The sequence below is a fragment of the Veillonella parvula genome (genome assembly GCF_001553335.1).
In the GTDB taxonomy this organism is placed as follows: domain Bacteria; phylum Bacillota; class Negativicutes; order Veillonellales; family Veillonellaceae; genus Veillonella; species Veillonella parvula_S.
The window spans coordinates 1-15,272 of sequence record NZ_KQ960806.1 but is presented as its reverse complement, the minus strand read 5'-3'; the positions used below and the strand labels follow the sequence as shown (position 1 = coordinate 15,272).

18 protein-coding genes are annotated in these 15,272 nt (G+C 36.2%); 1 reads left to right on the top strand and 17 read right to left on the bottom strand.

The window, feature by feature from the left end:
• Window positions 1-35: 35 nt before the first annotated feature.
• The 4 genes from rpoZ to HMPREF1865_RS07840 are packed head-to-tail and all read right to left on the bottom strand — an operon-like array spanning window position 36 to window position 2,059.
• Window positions 36-251, bottom strand: a complete 216-nt coding sequence (gene rpoZ, locus HMPREF1865_RS07855) for a DNA-directed RNA polymerase subunit omega (protein ID WP_004695660.1) — start codon at window positions 249-251, stop codon at window positions 36-38.
• Window positions 252-255: 4 nt separating this feature from the next.
• Window positions 256-885, bottom strand: coding sequence for a guanylate kinase (gene gmk, locus HMPREF1865_RS07850; protein ID WP_012864305.1), 630 nt, complete (start codon window positions 883-885; stop codon window positions 256-258).
• Window positions 886-893: 8 nt separating this feature from the next.
• Window positions 894-1,163, bottom strand: coding sequence for an extracellular matrix/biofilm regulator RemA (remA, locus tag HMPREF1865_RS07845; RefSeq protein WP_004695657.1), 270 nt, complete (start codon window positions 1,161-1,163; stop codon window positions 894-896).
• Between the two features lie 14 nt (window positions 1,164-1,177).
• Entirely contained in the window at window positions 1,178-2,059 is an 882-nt protein-coding gene (locus tag HMPREF1865_RS07840) for a YicC/YloC family endoribonuclease (RefSeq protein WP_060919761.1), read from the bottom strand.
• A 126-nt stretch (window positions 2,060-2,185) separates the two neighbouring features.
• Between HMPREF1865_RS07840 and HMPREF1865_RS07835 the strand changes: the two genes are divergently transcribed.
• A complete protein-coding gene (locus tag HMPREF1865_RS07835; RefSeq protein ID WP_060919760.1) occupies window positions 2,186-3,901 on the top strand; it encodes an Rqc2 family fibronectin-binding protein in 1,716 nt (571 codons plus the stop codon).
• Window positions 3,902-4,064: 163 nt separating this feature from the next.
• On the opposite strand, the gene HMPREF1865_RS07830 is transcribed toward HMPREF1865_RS07835, so the two are convergent.
• The 13 genes from HMPREF1865_RS07830 to HMPREF1865_RS07770 form a co-directional block, all read right to left on the bottom strand.
• Entirely contained in the window at window positions 4,065-4,532 is a 468-nt protein-coding gene (locus HMPREF1865_RS07830; RefSeq protein WP_004693228.1) for a hypothetical protein, read from the bottom strand.
• An 11-nt stretch (window positions 4,533-4,543) separates the two neighbouring features.
• Window positions 4,544-5,035, bottom strand: a complete 492-nt coding sequence (coaD, locus tag HMPREF1865_RS07825; RefSeq protein WP_004693226.1) for a pantetheine-phosphate adenylyltransferase — start codon at window positions 5,033-5,035, stop codon at window positions 4,544-4,546.
• Window positions 5,036-5,039: 4 nt separating this feature from the next.
• Entirely contained in the window at window positions 5,040-5,591 is a 552-nt protein-coding gene (rsmD, locus tag HMPREF1865_RS07820; RefSeq protein ID WP_060919759.1) for a 16S rRNA (guanine(966)-N(2))-methyltransferase RsmD, read from the bottom strand.
• 67 nt (window positions 5,592-5,658) lie between these two features.
• The gene (locus HMPREF1865_RS07815) at window positions 5,659-6,657 is read right to left on the bottom strand and encodes an NAD(P)H-dependent glycerol-3-phosphate dehydrogenase (RefSeq protein ID WP_060919758.1); all 999 of its coding nucleotides are present in this window, start codon (window positions 6,655-6,657) and stop codon (window positions 5,659-5,661) included.
• 3 nt (window positions 6,658-6,660) lie between these two features.
• Window positions 6,661-7,257: a glycerol-3-phosphate 1-O-acyltransferase PlsY gene (gene plsY / locus HMPREF1865_RS07810; RefSeq protein WP_060919757.1), complete on the bottom strand. Its 597-nt coding sequence runs from the start codon at window positions 7,255-7,257 to the stop codon at window positions 6,661-6,663.
• Window positions 7,257-8,591, bottom strand: coding sequence for a ribosome biogenesis GTPase Der (der, locus tag HMPREF1865_RS07805; RefSeq protein WP_008600817.1), 1,335 nt, complete (start codon window positions 8,589-8,591; stop codon window positions 7,257-7,259). Before der ends, plsY begins: the two co-directional genes overlap by 1 nt.
• A 113-nt stretch (window positions 8,592-8,704) precedes the next feature.
• Window positions 8,705-10,603: a bifunctional 4-hydroxy-3-methylbut-2-enyl diphosphate reductase/30S ribosomal protein S1 gene (locus HMPREF1865_RS07800; protein WP_008600816.1), complete on the bottom strand. Its 1,899-nt coding sequence runs from the start codon at window positions 10,601-10,603 to the stop codon at window positions 8,705-8,707.
• Window positions 10,594-11,214 (bottom strand): lysophospholipid acyltransferase family protein, encoded by a 621-nt coding sequence (locus tag HMPREF1865_RS07795; RefSeq protein WP_060919756.1) that lies wholly within the window; start codon window positions 11,212-11,214, stop codon window positions 10,594-10,596. The genes HMPREF1865_RS07800 and HMPREF1865_RS07795 overlap by 10 nt, the downstream gene beginning before the upstream one ends.
• Window positions 11,207-11,890, bottom strand: coding sequence for a (d)CMP kinase (gene cmk / locus HMPREF1865_RS07790; protein WP_004693214.1), 684 nt, complete (start codon window positions 11,888-11,890; stop codon window positions 11,207-11,209). Before cmk ends, HMPREF1865_RS07795 begins: the two co-directional genes overlap by 8 nt.
• An 8-nt stretch (window positions 11,891-11,898) precedes the next feature.
• Window positions 11,899-13,146: a BaiN/RdsA family NAD(P)/FAD-dependent oxidoreductase gene (locus tag HMPREF1865_RS07785; RefSeq protein ID WP_024061799.1), complete on the bottom strand. Its 1,248-nt coding sequence runs from the start codon at window positions 13,144-13,146 to the stop codon at window positions 11,899-11,901.
• Window positions 13,143-13,871, bottom strand: coding sequence for a pseudouridine synthase (locus tag HMPREF1865_RS07780; RefSeq protein ID WP_004697430.1), 729 nt, complete (start codon window positions 13,869-13,871; stop codon window positions 13,143-13,145). The genes HMPREF1865_RS07785 and HMPREF1865_RS07780 overlap by 4 nt, the downstream gene beginning before the upstream one ends.
• Before the next feature lies 1 nt (window position 13,872).
• Complete coding sequence (scpB, locus tag HMPREF1865_RS07775; protein ID WP_004693207.1) at window positions 13,873-14,382, bottom strand: SMC-Scp complex subunit ScpB; 510 nt, start codon at window positions 14,380-14,382, stop codon at window positions 13,873-13,875.
• A 12-nt stretch (window positions 14,383-14,394) separates the two neighbouring features.
• The gene (locus HMPREF1865_RS07770) at window positions 14,395-15,120 is read right to left on the bottom strand and encodes a segregation and condensation protein A (RefSeq protein WP_024061798.1); all 726 of its coding nucleotides are present in this window, start codon (window positions 15,118-15,120) and stop codon (window positions 14,395-14,397) included.
• Window positions 15,121-15,272 lie beyond the last annotated feature (152 nt).

Here is a 15,272-nt window from a genome sequence, read left to right as displayed (position 1 = left end):
AATTCCTTGTATCATTGATACAAGGAATTGATTTTTTATTTAATGCCTTCTTTAGTGCGTTTATATGTCACTTCACCTTCAGCAATTTCATAAAATGCCAAAGATACAGGCTTGTCAGTCGCATGTGTAGATTCTGCTAAGCAAGGTTCGCCATCTGTTAATTCGCGAGCGCGTTTAGCCGCTAAAGTCACCAATGTATATTTGCTATCTACTTGGCTTTCCAATTTTTTTAATGGAGGTTTTACCATCATACTATCACTTCTCCTTAGACTCTTGATATTGTTTATAAATATATTGAATTTGCTCTTTATTACGACTAATCTTACAAGACTCAGCTCGCAAGATAGAGGCAACCTTTTCAGAAGCCTCTGCTAAATCATCATTTACGACGATATAGTCATAACGATGAGCTAAGGCTAATTCTGAACAAGCCAATGACAATCGTTTATCAATGACTTCTTTAGCATCTGTGCCACGATTATGTAAACGTTCAGATAACTCCGATAGTGACGGCGGTACAATGTAAATAAATACAGCATCGCTAAAACGTTCCTTAACCTGCATAGCGCCTTGAATATCGATTTCTAATAGTACACTTTTCCCATCATCTAATAAATCCATTACATGCTGTTTTGGAGTACCATAGTAATTATCATATACCTTAGCATATTCTAAGAATGCGTCTTCACTAAGCAAAGACTCAAATTCCTCTTTAGAGCGGAAGAAATAGTTAATTCCTTCCCTTTCACCCACACGTGGAGCACGGGTTGTCATAGAAACGGAATAAACTAAATTAGGCATTTCTTTACGAATATTCGCACAAATCGTACCTTTACCTGCGCCAGATGGCCCGGATATAACGATTAATAATCCTCTGTCTGACATATGCACTCCTATGATTCCACTGTATCTACATCCACATCATGTTGCACAAGTCGATGTGCTACGGTTTCAGGTTGAATTGCAGATAATACAATTTGACCACTATCCATAACTAATACAGCACGTGTCTTACGACCATATGTGGCATCAATGAGCAATCCCTTATCTCTAGCATCTTGAACCATCCGCTTTATAGGGGCGGATTCAGGACTAATAATAGCCATAACACGGTTAGCAGATACCATATTACCAAAGCCTATATTCAGTAATTGAATACTCATTCATAGACCTCCTATTACTCTACATTCTGTACTTGTTCTCTAATTTTCTCTAACTCACATTTAAGTTGAACCACAAACTCAGTAATAATCGAATCCATTGCTTTGGAGCCGATTGTATTTACCTCACGATTCATTTCTTGCAAAATAAAATCAATCTTACGACCGATTGAATTTGTATCTGCAAGTGTATTTTTTAATTGTACCACATGAGAGGTAAATCGGACAATCTCTTCCGTAATATCCGTCTTATCAGCTAATAGAGCAATTTCTTGTATAAAACGATCTTCACTAATACTCGCTTCTAAAGAAATTAAATATTCCTGAATCTTAGTTTTTATATGCTCCCGATATGCTTCTACAGCACCAGCTTTATTAGTGTCTATTTTAGTAATTATATATTCAAGTGTTCCGATACGTTCTAATAAATCCTGATTGATATGTTGACCTTCCGCAGTTCGCATTGCTATTAAAGCATCTAATGCTTGAGTAGTTGCTTCTTTTACAATATCTGAAAGTACCTCTTCAGCAATTAGTGTATCTTGTTGTTGAATCCATTCGTTAGAAATCGAATTTACAGCTTGTAAAGGTACCTTTTTGGGGTTATCATAGAACTCCTCTTGTACTAATAACTCTTGTATCTGCTTTCTCAATACACTATTAATAGTGAAAGTTTTAGGTCGCTCTCCTGCATCTAGAATAGAAACTGATACCTCAACCTTACCACGAGTAATGCGATTTTGTATCATTCCACGAATAATACTTTCAAAAGGATTCATTTGTTTTGGACTACGAATAAATAGATCCAAGAAGCGTGCATTTACGGACTTAATTTCTACAGTACAGGTAATACCATCTTTGGTTGCTGTGCCAGAACCAAAACCGGTCATACTTTTCATAAGTCATCCTCCTTAGTAGTTTTTATTATTGTACCACGAATTACACAATCCGTGTTAAATACTAAGAATTATATGTACACTATGGTATACTAAACTATACTTCTAAATATATTTGAAAGGAGTACTATGAATTTAGACGGACTCACCATGTCTGTACTTGCTAAAGAAATAAACGAGCGATTACAAACAGGTCAAATACAAAAACTATATCAAATAGATAAAACTACATTATTATTTAAAATTCGAGCACTCAACGAAGACCAAAACTTGATCATTACCGTAGGTGCTACACCAGCAATGTATCTTAGTCAACCACTGCAAGATTTACCAAAAGAACCAAGCTCACTTTGTATGTTCTTACGAAAGCATATTGAAGGTAGCCGCATTGTAAAGGTGGAACAAATCAATGGCGACCGAATCATGTGCATCCAAACGGATAAACTTGAAATGGACGGTTCCATTACGAGTACATATATTTATGTTGAATTAATGGGCAAATATTCCAATTGTATTTTTGTACAAGACGGTATTATTTTAGAATCTTTAATTCACGTCTCTCCACTCATGAACCGTGAACGTTCTATTAGTCCAAAGCTACAGTATGATTTACCACCAAATGCTAATCGCGTAAGTTTAATGGACTTTGATAATAATGAAATAAAAAATCTACTTACTTCCTTTGGTAATGGTTCTGTGCAGCAATCTATTCGAGCTATCTTTAACGGTTTTGGTAAACCTTTATTGGATGAACTTTTATATATTTCCAAATTAAGTGGTGAAGAAATCATAACTGATTTAGATACTTCTCAACTAGATACACTTGCTAAAGCCTTGTACGACCTCAAGGTAAAACTCGAAAATAGCAAAGGTTTGTTTACTTTAGTCAACGATAACAATAAAAAAGCTTACGCAAGTATTTTATTACATAACTATAAGGTATTAAAAGAATACAACACTATTTCTGAAGCCTTAGAAGAATCCATTCATAATACAAAAGCAATTCATACAGCTGATAAAGAGTTAGAAAAAATCTTAACAGCAGCCATCAAAAAGGAAGAAGGTCGCCATCAAAAGATTAAAGATGAATTAGAAGATACTAAGAAAATGGAAACCTATAAATTATATGGTGATCTTCTAATGATAAATGCACACCTTCAAGTGCAATATGAGCCTTCTATTGAATTGCAAAATCTTCTTTCCGAAGAAAACGAAATCTTAACGATTCCTTTAAAGCCAAACTTAACGATTGTGGAAAATGCACAATGGTATTATAAGCTTTATACAAAACTAAAAAATCGTATGGTTAGCGGCGAGTACCAACTCAATGCTAGTACTACAAAACTAGCATACTTACAATCCATTCTGTACAGTATCTCTTTAGCCACCACTCGTGAAAGTTTAGAAGAAATACGCAAAGAATGTATGGATGCAGGCATTATAAAAAAATCAAAAAAACCATTATCTTACAAACTAGGTAAATCTAACTACATTCACTTAACAATTGATGAAGGTGAAATATTCATCGGTCGTAACAATCAGCAAAACGAATATTTAACACACCGATTTGCAAAGCCAACTGACATTTGGTTCCATACACAAGATATCCAAGGTTCCCACCTTATTTTGAGACTCAATATTGAGCCAGACGATATGATTTTATCTAAAGTAGCACAATATGCAGCCTACTTTAGTAAAGCTCGTGATACTAGTAAGGTCCCGGTAGATTATACATACATTAAAAATATCAAAAAGCCACCTGGATCTCCTTTGGGATTTGTTATTTTTAATACCCATCAAACTATGATTGTGGAGCCTAAAAAACCAGAAAACTATAGAGAATGATAAAAGCGAAGGTATCCCTTCGCTTTTATTTTTGGCTTATTATTTTGCTCACATTATTTTTTACATATTGATCTGAAATTTGATATTACTTATCTTAAGTTTTCTATGGAATTAAAATATAAAAAGAGGCTAGATATAATATGATATCTAGCCTTTGTTTAAACTATTGGTTTTCTTCTGTACGTTGTTCAGTTTGTTTCAAACTTTCACGATTTTGACGCAAGCTTTCCAATGTTTTCTCCAAGTTGTTTTCAACATATTTAAGAACATCACCAGCATATTGAATAGAGCTAGCTTTCAGCTCATCAGAGGATTGATTTGCTGCATTAATAATTTGATTAGCTTGTTCCTGAGCTTGTTTTACAAGTTCACTTTCAGCTGTCAATTTAGCAATGTAGTCTTTAGCTTGATCGATCAAAGTTTCAGCCTGACGTTGAGCATCAGCTAACACTTTATCTTTATCTGCTACAATACGACGAGATTCTTCAAGTTCCAAAGGTAAGGATTCCTGAATAGAATCAATAATACGCATAATTTCGTCTTCCTCAACCATACGTTTAGTAGTCATAGGAATACGGCTGCTAGATTCAATAAGAACCTCTAAATCTTCTAATAATTTTTCTGTTTTCATACAATTCACCCCTATTTATTATGGACCGTATTAAAGCGTTCTTCAAGTTTTTCCTTAACATCATCCGGAACAAGACCATCTAGCTTACCACCAAATTTAGCTAGTTCACGAATACCCGTGGAGCTGACAAAAGAGTATTTGTTATTTGTCATAATAAATACTGTTTCAATGTCATCATCCAAATATTTTGCAAATAATGCGCGCTGAAATTCATATTCAAAGTCGCTCAATGCACGTAATCCTCGAATAATAATAGTAGCATTCTTGGATTTAACATACTCATTGAGCAAGCCACCTGTACAATCAATTTCAACATTAGGAATATGTTTGACAGAATTTCGAATCATCTCAACCCGTTCTTCCATAGAAAATAAGGAATTTTTATTCGGATTTGAGCTGACAGCAATGATTAATTTATCAACCAATCGGCTGCCCCGTTCAAAAATATCAACATGTCCATTAGTAACTGGGTCAAAACTACCCGGACATACACCTATACGCACAGGTTTAGCTCCTTTCGGCTGTCTTTACAAAATAGGAAACTACCGTATAACCAAATTTCTGTTCTTTTATACATTCCCATAATTCTGGTAAGGTAAAAACCTCATCCTTATGATGTTCTAATAATAAAACACCTTCAGGTTTTAACAAATCATAGTTTACAACCAAATCTATGGTATCTTGTATAAATCCATTTTCATATGGCGGGTCAGAAAATATATAATCGAACTGTCGCCCTACCATATAATTTTTTAATTGTGAAAGTTTCCTCGGAATAATTTCTAACCGATCATCCACACGACAATGTTTAGCATTCTCTAAAATTAGTTTTCCCGTTTTAAAGTCCACTGCTACTGCATGTGCTGCACCACGACTTAAGGATTCAATTGCTACTGCACCAGTGCCAGAAAATATATCTAGTACATCAGAACCAAATATACCTCTATTTGCTAATACATTAAATACACTTTCACGAACACGATCAAGTGTAGGTCTAGTATCTAATCCTTTAGGTGCTTTTATAACATGTCCCTTAGCAGTTCCGCCAATAATTCGCATACAACCCTCACAAGATTATACTCATTAATTATAGTATATAAATAACCAAATTAAAAGTATCTTTTATTTATGATACTTCAATTTTAATATCACGCCCCATCAACTCAGCTAATGCTATGGATGGAGATTTTTTTTCGTATAAAACCTCATATAAAGCCTTCGTTATAGGCATTTCAATTTGATGTTTACAAGCCATTTTATAAATAATTTCTGTTGCGAAAAATCCTTCTACAACCATATTAGTATGATTAACAATAAAATCCATCGTCTTACCCTCGGCTAGTTTTTGACCAGCCGCACGGTTACGACCATGTGGGCTCATACAAGTAGCAATCAAATCCCCCATACCAGCAAGACCAGCATAAGTTTCTTTTTGGGCCCCTAAGGCCACCCCAAAGCGAGTCATCTCATGAAGACCACGTGTTAATAGTAAAGCCTTACAATTATCCCCTAAAGCTAAACCATCTGCAATACCCGCTGCAAGGGCAATGATGTTTTTCGTGGCTCCTGCTAGTTCAACACCAATCATATCAGTATTTGCATAAATTCTAAAGTTTTGACTACATAATGCCTTTTGCAATGTTGTAGCCACTTCTAGATTCTCTGTACTCAACACAGAGGCAGCAGGCAAATTACGCCCAATCTCTTCTGCATGATTAGGTCCAGACAAAACCGCTAAATTACACCCTATGGTAGCAAAAACCTCTTTCATCACAGTCGTCAAAAGTTTCCCACTGCTTCGTTCTACACCTTTTGAACATAGAATATAGGCTTGATTTTTATGAGCATACGGTTTAATAGCCTCTAAACTGGTACGTACATGTACAGAAGGAGTAACCATTAATACCACTTCAGCATTACTAATACAAGCCTCTAAATCAGAACTATATTGTAATTCTTCTGGAAGTTTTACACCTGGTAAATAGTCTTTATTCTCTAAGTCTTTTGCAAGTTTATCCGCAAATTCTGGACGACGACAATATATAGTTGTAGTATTTCCAGCTAAAACGGATTTAATAGCAAGGGCCGTCCCCCAACTACCAGAGCCGATAACAACAACATTCATTCTTTAATCCTTTTTAATGCGCTCTACTTTTAACTCGTTTCCAGCAAGTAGACGCTTAATATTATCCCAGTGACGTACAATGACAAACAAAGCTGCTAATCCGCCAAAGCCAACAAACCAGAAGGATTCTCCAGTGAAATACATCAGTACTGGTACTAATGCAGCGGCAATGATAGAGCCTAAAGATACAAGTTTAGTGAAGTATACGATAACACCCCATACCAAAAAGCAAATCAATGCTACTATTGGTGAAAGAGCAATAAGTACACCTAAACCCGTAGCAACGCCACGACCACCTTTAAAGCCCAGAAAAACAGACCAGTTATGCCCCATCATTCCAAGAATACCACCTAAGATCATAAACATAGGCCCATAGGGTGAGAGTAGCACTACTCCTACTGACCCTTTTAAAGCATCACATAGAAATACAGGTAAGGCTGCTTTAAGACCTATAACACGATATGTATTAGTAGCGCCAATATTTTTAGAGCCATATTGCCGTACATCTGTATTAAAGAAAAACTTACCTATAATTAATCCACTAGGAATCGAACCGATAAGATATGATAATACAGCATATACAATAATCATAATATCCATTAGTCTTCATCATCCCGTTTCTTGCCACGTAATACTAAACGAATCGGTGTTCCTTCAAAACCAAAGGATTCACGCAATCGATTCTCTAAGAAACGCATATAAGAGAAGTGAATTAGCTCTGGTTCATTTACAAATAAAATGAATGTAGGCGGCTTAACACTAGCTTGCGTCATATAATAGATTTTTGGAATTCTACCATTGCGAGACGGCACAGGATTTACGGTTTGTGCATCTTGTAATAATTGATTTAACGTCCCTGTAGATACACGACGGTATTGTTGTTCAGATACGAACTTCAACATATCAGCTAAACGATGAATACGTTGCTTAGTTAAAGCAGAAGCAAACAGGATAGGTGCAAACTGCAAGAAACCTAATTCATCATAAATATCTTCAGTAAAACGCAATGTTGTTTTGTCATCTTTTTCAACAAGATCCCATTTATTTACAACAATCACTACACCCTTGCCAGCTTCGTAAGCGTAACCTGCAATTTTTTTATCTTGTTCTGTAACACCATCTTGAGCATCTAGTACAAGGACTACAATATCAGCACGATCTACTGATCGCAAAGAACGAACAATACTATATCGTTCAACGGCTTCTTCGATTTTAGACTTACGACGCATACCTGCTGTATCAATAAGTACAAACTTTTGATTCTCATGAGTCCAATACGTATCAATAGAGTCTCGAGTAGTACCTGCTACATCAGATACAATTACACGATCTTGTCCTAACAATGCGTTAGTCAAAGAAGATTTACCCACATTTGGACGACCTATAATAGCAACATGAATAGTATCTTCATCATCTACATTAGTACCTACTGGAGGAAAATGTTTTACAGTATCATCCAATAGATCACCTAAATTCATAAGATTTTTAGCGGAAATACCAATGGGGTCCCCCAAACCAAGATTGTAAAATTCATAAATATTCGGTTCTTGATTTACACTATCAATCTTATTAACTACGAGTACAACAGGTTTTCCACTAGCTCTAAGAATATTTGCGACCTCTTCATCAGCAGGTACAATACCTTGTTTACCATCAACGACAAATAGAATTACATCTGCTTCTTCAATTGCTAATTCCGCTTGTAGTCGCATCATCTTAGGAATAACATGACTATTGTCAGTAATGAACTCGATACCACCAGTATCGATCATTGTAAACTCACGATTTAACCACTCTGCATCGAAGTAAATACGGTCCCTTGTCACACCAGGAATATCTTCAACGATAGAGATACGTTTATTAACAATGGCATTAAAAAGTGTAGATTTACCTACGTTTGGACGGCCTACAACAGCCACTAATGGTTTTGCCATAGTTTCACCTCATTATCTAATCTAATACATTACTATATTTTATCATATACTAAGTAAAGTACGCAAAAAGGCTAACCAAGGAAACCTTGGCTAGCCTTATATTAGACAATGAATTATTCAGCGTCTTCTGCAGTTTCTTTTGATTCCATCAATTCAGTCAAAGCCAAACCCAATTTCTTTTCATCTTTGTTAAGAGAAATGATTTTAACTTCAACTTCTTGACCACGATTCAAGTAATCTTCAACTTTCGCATTACGTTGTTTTGTAATTTGAGAAATGTGAAGTAAACCTTGGATGTCGTCATTAACAGCTACGAATGCACCGTAAGCTACTAAACGAACAACTTTGCCTTTAATAACATCGCCAACATGCAATGTTTCTTCAGCAACGTCCCATGGGCTCTTAGATAAAGCTTTTAAGGACAAGGATAATTTATTGCTTTCAGCGTCGAAAGATTGTAATTTAACTTCGATTTCTTGGCCAACGGAAAGAACATCTTCCACTTTTTTGATTTTTTGCCAAGAAATATCGGAAATGTGAAGTAAACCTTCAATACCGCCGATATCTACGAATGCACCATAAGGCATAATTTTACGAACGATACCTTTATAGTTTTCGCCAACGTTGATATTTTTCAATGCTTCAGCTAATTTAGCTTGACGTTCCACTTCCAATACTGCACGACGAGAAAGAACCAAACGGTTTTTCTTTTCATCGATTTCAAGTACTTTAGCTTCAAATTCTGTACCAACCAAGTTGTCCAAGGATTTCACGAAATGAACATCACCTTGGGACAATGGAATGAAACCACGAAGAGATTTAACTGTTACTACTAAACCTGCTGGGATAGCATCAATACCTTTACATACGATAGCTTCATCTTTTTCTTGTGCTTCGATAACATATTGCCAATCTTCATCTTTAGCCAAGCGAGTCATGGAAAGATAAATAGGATTATCTTCTTTGATGTGATTCATGATAACTGCTTTAATTTCATCACCATTTTTTAACACATCTTTGGCAGATTCTGGTGCTGGATAAGAAATTTCAGTTCTGTTCAAAATGGCTTCAGTTTTGTAGCCAAAAGATACATAAGCTCGTTCATCTTCGACTTGAACTACTGTACCTTCTACAACGTTCCCTTTCTTAAATTCTTCTTGACCTTCGGCTGCTAATAATTCTGCAAAATCTTTCATTGTCTCAATGACCTCCTTAATAATCCAGTCGGGAGTCGATGCTCCTGCTGTTACTCCTACCGTCTGTACTCGGTTAAACCATTCCAGTTGTAATTCAGTAGAAGTTTCAATGTGATACGTTGTACATCCAACGTCACGACAAACCTCTGCCAATCGGTTTGTGTTGCCGCTGTTCTTACCGCCTATCACTATCATAAGATCTACATTACGTGCTAAATCAACGGCAGAATTCTGTCGTTCTTGCGTTGCATTGCATATCGTTTTGAAAACCTTAAGATTCTTAGATTTTTTCTCTAATATGTCTATTATACTGTTAAATTTGAATTGTGAAAAGGTTGTTTGTACAACAACGCCCATTTTTTCCACAACTTGTAGTTTTTGGGCGGATTCTTCATCTTCGATGATTATTCCTTCGTTATTTGCCCATAAATTAATGCTTTTGACCTCAGGATGGTTTTTTTCTCCCAAAATCACCAAAGTCATACCTTCATCTATAACAGACTTTGCATCTTGCTGTGCCTTTTTTACATGTGGACATGTGGCATCCACAACATGTAATCCTTTTTCTTCTGCCTCTTCATAAATAGCAGGTCCTACACCATGAGAGCGAATAATCATTGTGCCTTCAGCGATATCAGACACTTCTTGAACAGGGCTTACCCCTTTATCTTCAAGACGACCTACAACTTGAGGATTGTGAATAATAGGTCCTAATGTATAGCTTTTACCATCGCTATTTGCAGCTTCATTTGCCATTTCGACAGCCCGTTTTACACCATAGCAAAAACCATGGTTTTCAGCCAAAATTATTTCCATAAAGTCTCCTCTATACAATTGTTATGATAAGAATCTATCATTCGTTGGATTTCACTTTTAACACTATCATTTACTTTTTGAATTGCTTCTGGAGTCGCTTTAGCTTTTTCAACTGGGATTGGTTTACCAATAATACAAGCCACTTTATTACGTTCCATATTGTGAGAGCCAATGATAGCAACAGGCACTATGCTAACACCTGTTCTAAGAGCAATTGATGCTGCACCATCATGGAATCTACCAAGTTTACCACTTTTTTGACGGTTTCCTTCTGCAAATATGCCTAAAACCTTATTGTCTTTAAGTAGTCCCATGGCATGACGAATAGCAACTTTATCAATAGCACCGCGATTTAACGGAAATGCACCAAGCCATGTACAAAAAAAACATGAAATGGGATTCACAAATAATTCTTGTTTAGCCATAAAGTGTACATGTCTAGGCAAAGCATAGCCGCAGATAGGGGGATCGTTATTACTTAAATGATTAGGCACCACGATAACAGGCCCTTCCATTGGAAAATTATCGCGACCATATACTTTCAACCCATACCCTACCTTATAGCGAAGCCAAAAAGCGGTACGCCATAACCAGGTAGAAAATTTATTCATGATTGATTGTCTCCTGTACTAAATTCAATATATATGCCACAGTTTCATCGAAATTCATATTACTAGAGTCTACAACTACTGCATCTTCAACGCATACAAGTGGAGACTCTTCACGATTTTTATCCATTTCATCACGACTAACAACATTCTTTTTAATTTCATCTAGTGTTTGCTCGTTTGATGTACCTTGTACTTCTAACCATCTACGTTTTGCACGCGCATCTACAGAAGCGGTTAAATAAATTTTTAGCTCTGCATTAGGTAATACGACAGAACCGATATCACGTCCATCTAATATAACTCCCCCAACGGCGGCCATCTCTTGTTGGCGTTCTACCAAATATTGTCGAACCCCTTTATAAGAAGCTATAGTCGATACATTATCATTAATTTGCTGCTGGCGAATTAATGATGTAACATCTTTCCCTTTAATATAGACCTTGCATGCTGTTGCAGTAGGCTCTAAAGTCAAATTTAAAGAAGGTAATAAAGCTTCTACAGCAGCTTGATCCTTAACATCGATTTGACTATCAAGAACTGCCCATGTAACACCGCGATACATGGAACCTGTATCGATATATAAATACCCTAATTCATTGGCCACTACTTTAGAAATGCTACTTTTACCAGCCCCAGCAGGACCATCAATAGCAATGGCAATTTTTTTAGTGTTCATAACAACCTCTATTCTTTATCACCGTGTACGGCATGCATAGCCGCCACATAGCCTGTGGAAAAGGCAGCTTGTAAATTATAGCCTCCTGTAAAAGCATCTATGTCTAGTACTTCACCAGCACCATATAAACCACCAATCAATTTAGACTCCATAGTTTTAGGATTAAATTCTTTTAATGAAATACCACCTGCTGTAACAATAGCTTCCGCTACAGGTCGTAATTCCTTAACAGTTACTGTCATATGTTGCAATACATGGCATAAGCGCAAACGCTCTTCCTTTGTAATTTGATTAATTGGTTTAGCCGGATTTAACTCAGCAAGCTTTATAACAATGGGAATAAGATTAACAGGTAGTAAATCCTTCATCCCATTAGACAATTGTTTTTTAGAGTATAAATCAAAATCCTTTTGCAAGCGCTTATCCAATACTTCTGCAGTTAAAGCAGGTTTAAGATTAATTTCAATGGTAACTTGAGGATTTTTCTTACGAAGCAACTTACCTACCGTGTGACTTAATGATAAAATTGTAGGCCCCGTAAGACCAAAATGAGTAAACATCATTTCCCCAAATTGTTTTGCTTGTACCTTACTTTTAGAAATTACGGAAACCTCAACATTACGAAGACTAAGCCCCATAATTTCCTTTACCCACGTTTCGTTTGTAACGATAGGAACCAAGGATGGACGAATATCAGTAATAGTATGTCCCACTTTTTCGGCTAAAACGTAACCATCACCAGTAGAGCCTGTCAATGGATAAGATGCACCACCAGTACAAATAATAGCAGCATCACAAGCATATTGTTCCTTATCCGTTGTAACACCAACTACACGATTTTCCTGTACAGTAATCGATGTAACAGGTTCATTTAAATGAACTTGAACATTATACTTTTTTAGGATTTTCATAAAGATATTGCGAACTTCTAATGCAGAATCGGATTCAGGAAACACTCGTCCCCCACGTTCTACTTTAGTTTTTAACCCCCAGCTATGCAAAAGGTCCAGAAGATCTTCATTACTAAAGCGTTCATAGGCACCGTACAAGAACTTACCATTACCAGGCGTATTTTTTATAAATTCGGTCATATCTGCACTATTCGTAATATTACAGCGACCTTTACCGGTAATGCCCATTTTCTTGCCAACCATATTCATTTTTTCCAATAAGATGACGCGTGCTCCTTCACGGCCTGCTATAACAGCTGCCATTAGACCTGCCGCACCACCGCCAATGACTATGATTTGCTTCATGCCTTATCTGTCCCCAATGCTTTTAGCGCTTTTACTTCACGAATTGTTAGTTGACGAGAAGCGCCTCGTTTCACACCACCTAAAGTAAGACCAGCATACGCAATACGTTTTAAATTATGAATACGATAGCCAAAGTGTTCAAACATACGACGAACTTGACGATTACGACCTTCATGAATTGTAATTTCTACTTCATGTACACCATTATGATCATCAAAACCTAAATCTACAATTGTCGCAGGTGCAGTTATACCATCTTCAAGCTCTACACCATTTGCAATAATTTGTAAATCATCATCGCGAACACGACCTTTGATGCGAACTTCATAAGTCTTTTCCACGCCTTTAGATGGGTGCGTTAGATTTTGTGCCAACTCTCCATCATTCGTAAGCAGTAACAAACCTTCTGTATATAAATCGAGACGACCAATAGGGTAAATTCGTTTCGTTTCATTTTTTATATAATCTAAAACTGTTTCTCGACCTTGAGGGTCAGACACAGATGTAATGACACCCTTTGGTTTATTTAACAAATAATATACTGGTTTCTCTTGAGCCAATAATTGGCCATTAACCTTAACCTTATCTTTTTGTGGATTAATTTTGACCCCTAATTCGGTTACCTTGCGACCATTGACCTGTACTTTACCTTCTGTAATTAGTTCTTCTGCCTTACGCCGTGATGCAATACCACAACTGGCAATATATTTTTGTAATCGTTCCATGCTATCCTTCTGTTTCCGAAACTTCTTGATGTAAGGCTTCTATCGATTCTACACCAGCACTTCTCAAAAATTCATCAGTCGTGCCATATAGAATCGGTCTACCTACAGTATCCTTATGACCTAATTCAGCTATAAGAGATCGAGTTAATAATTGTTTTATAATTTTATCGCTATTTACACCGCGCACCTCTTCGATTTCAGCCTTTGTAATAGGCTGCTTATAGGCGATAACAGCTAATGTTTCCATAGCCGCATTAGATAATTTATCTTCTCTTTTACGAATATGCCCAACATAATCAGCACATTCAACAGCGCTTACTAATTCAACACCAGCTCCAGATATACGTATTCGAATACCTCGATTCTGTTCTTCTAGTTCTCGTTGTAATTCTTCTATATATTTTTGTGTCGCCTCTGTGGAAAGCCCAAACACTTCTGCTAACATATCTATCGATATAGGCTTTGCCGATGAAAACAAAACGGCTTCTAAATGCATCGTTGGTAAGCTCATATGGCCCCCTTTCTACACGGCCCTCTCTAAGGTAGCAGTGAATATAATATCATCATCTTCATAGCGCATTTCCATAACTTGTTGTTTTAATAATTCTAAAACAGCCATAAAGATAGTTACCATACCACTTTTCGTATCAATTGCTACTAATAACTCCCTAAAATATAGACATTCGCCACGATGTATACGACTAGACAAGGATATAATCATGTCCTCTAAACTATACGTATCCTTTTCAACCTTTACCTCACGAATTGTCTCTTCTTCTGGTAACTCTTTAGCCCGTTTTATAGTTTGATAAAAAATTTGATATAACTGTGAAAGTTCCAAATTATATACACTATCTAATCCAAGCACACTCGTTTCTTCAGGACGACTAAATATATTCGCAGATACAGCGGTACGCTCCATTAATAGAGATGTAATATCCTTAATTTTCTTAAATTCTACTAATTTTGCTACCAACTCGTCACGTGGATCCTCTGCTTCATCAGGCTCAGGTTCAGCCTTAGGTAATAACATGCGTGATTTAATCTGTAATAAGGTAGATGCCATAACAAGAAATTCACTACTATAATGAATATCAAAATGGTTCCAATTGTCTAGATATGCCAAGTATTGACTCGTTATTTCAACGATAGGAATATCGGTAATTTCTATTTTATGTTTTTCAATGAGATGCAAGAGCAGATCAAGGGGACCTTCAAAAACGTCCAACTTGTAGTTATAATCTCCCATAAAACCCAATCCTCAGAAAAAATGTTTTTAACTATATAATTATAAAGCATTTATAGTAGTACTTTCAAATAATTGTTTTTTTTACACTCATCTGCTATCTTTATTATTGTAATTATTTTATATGATGAATTGTAAAATATATTGCGACAAAT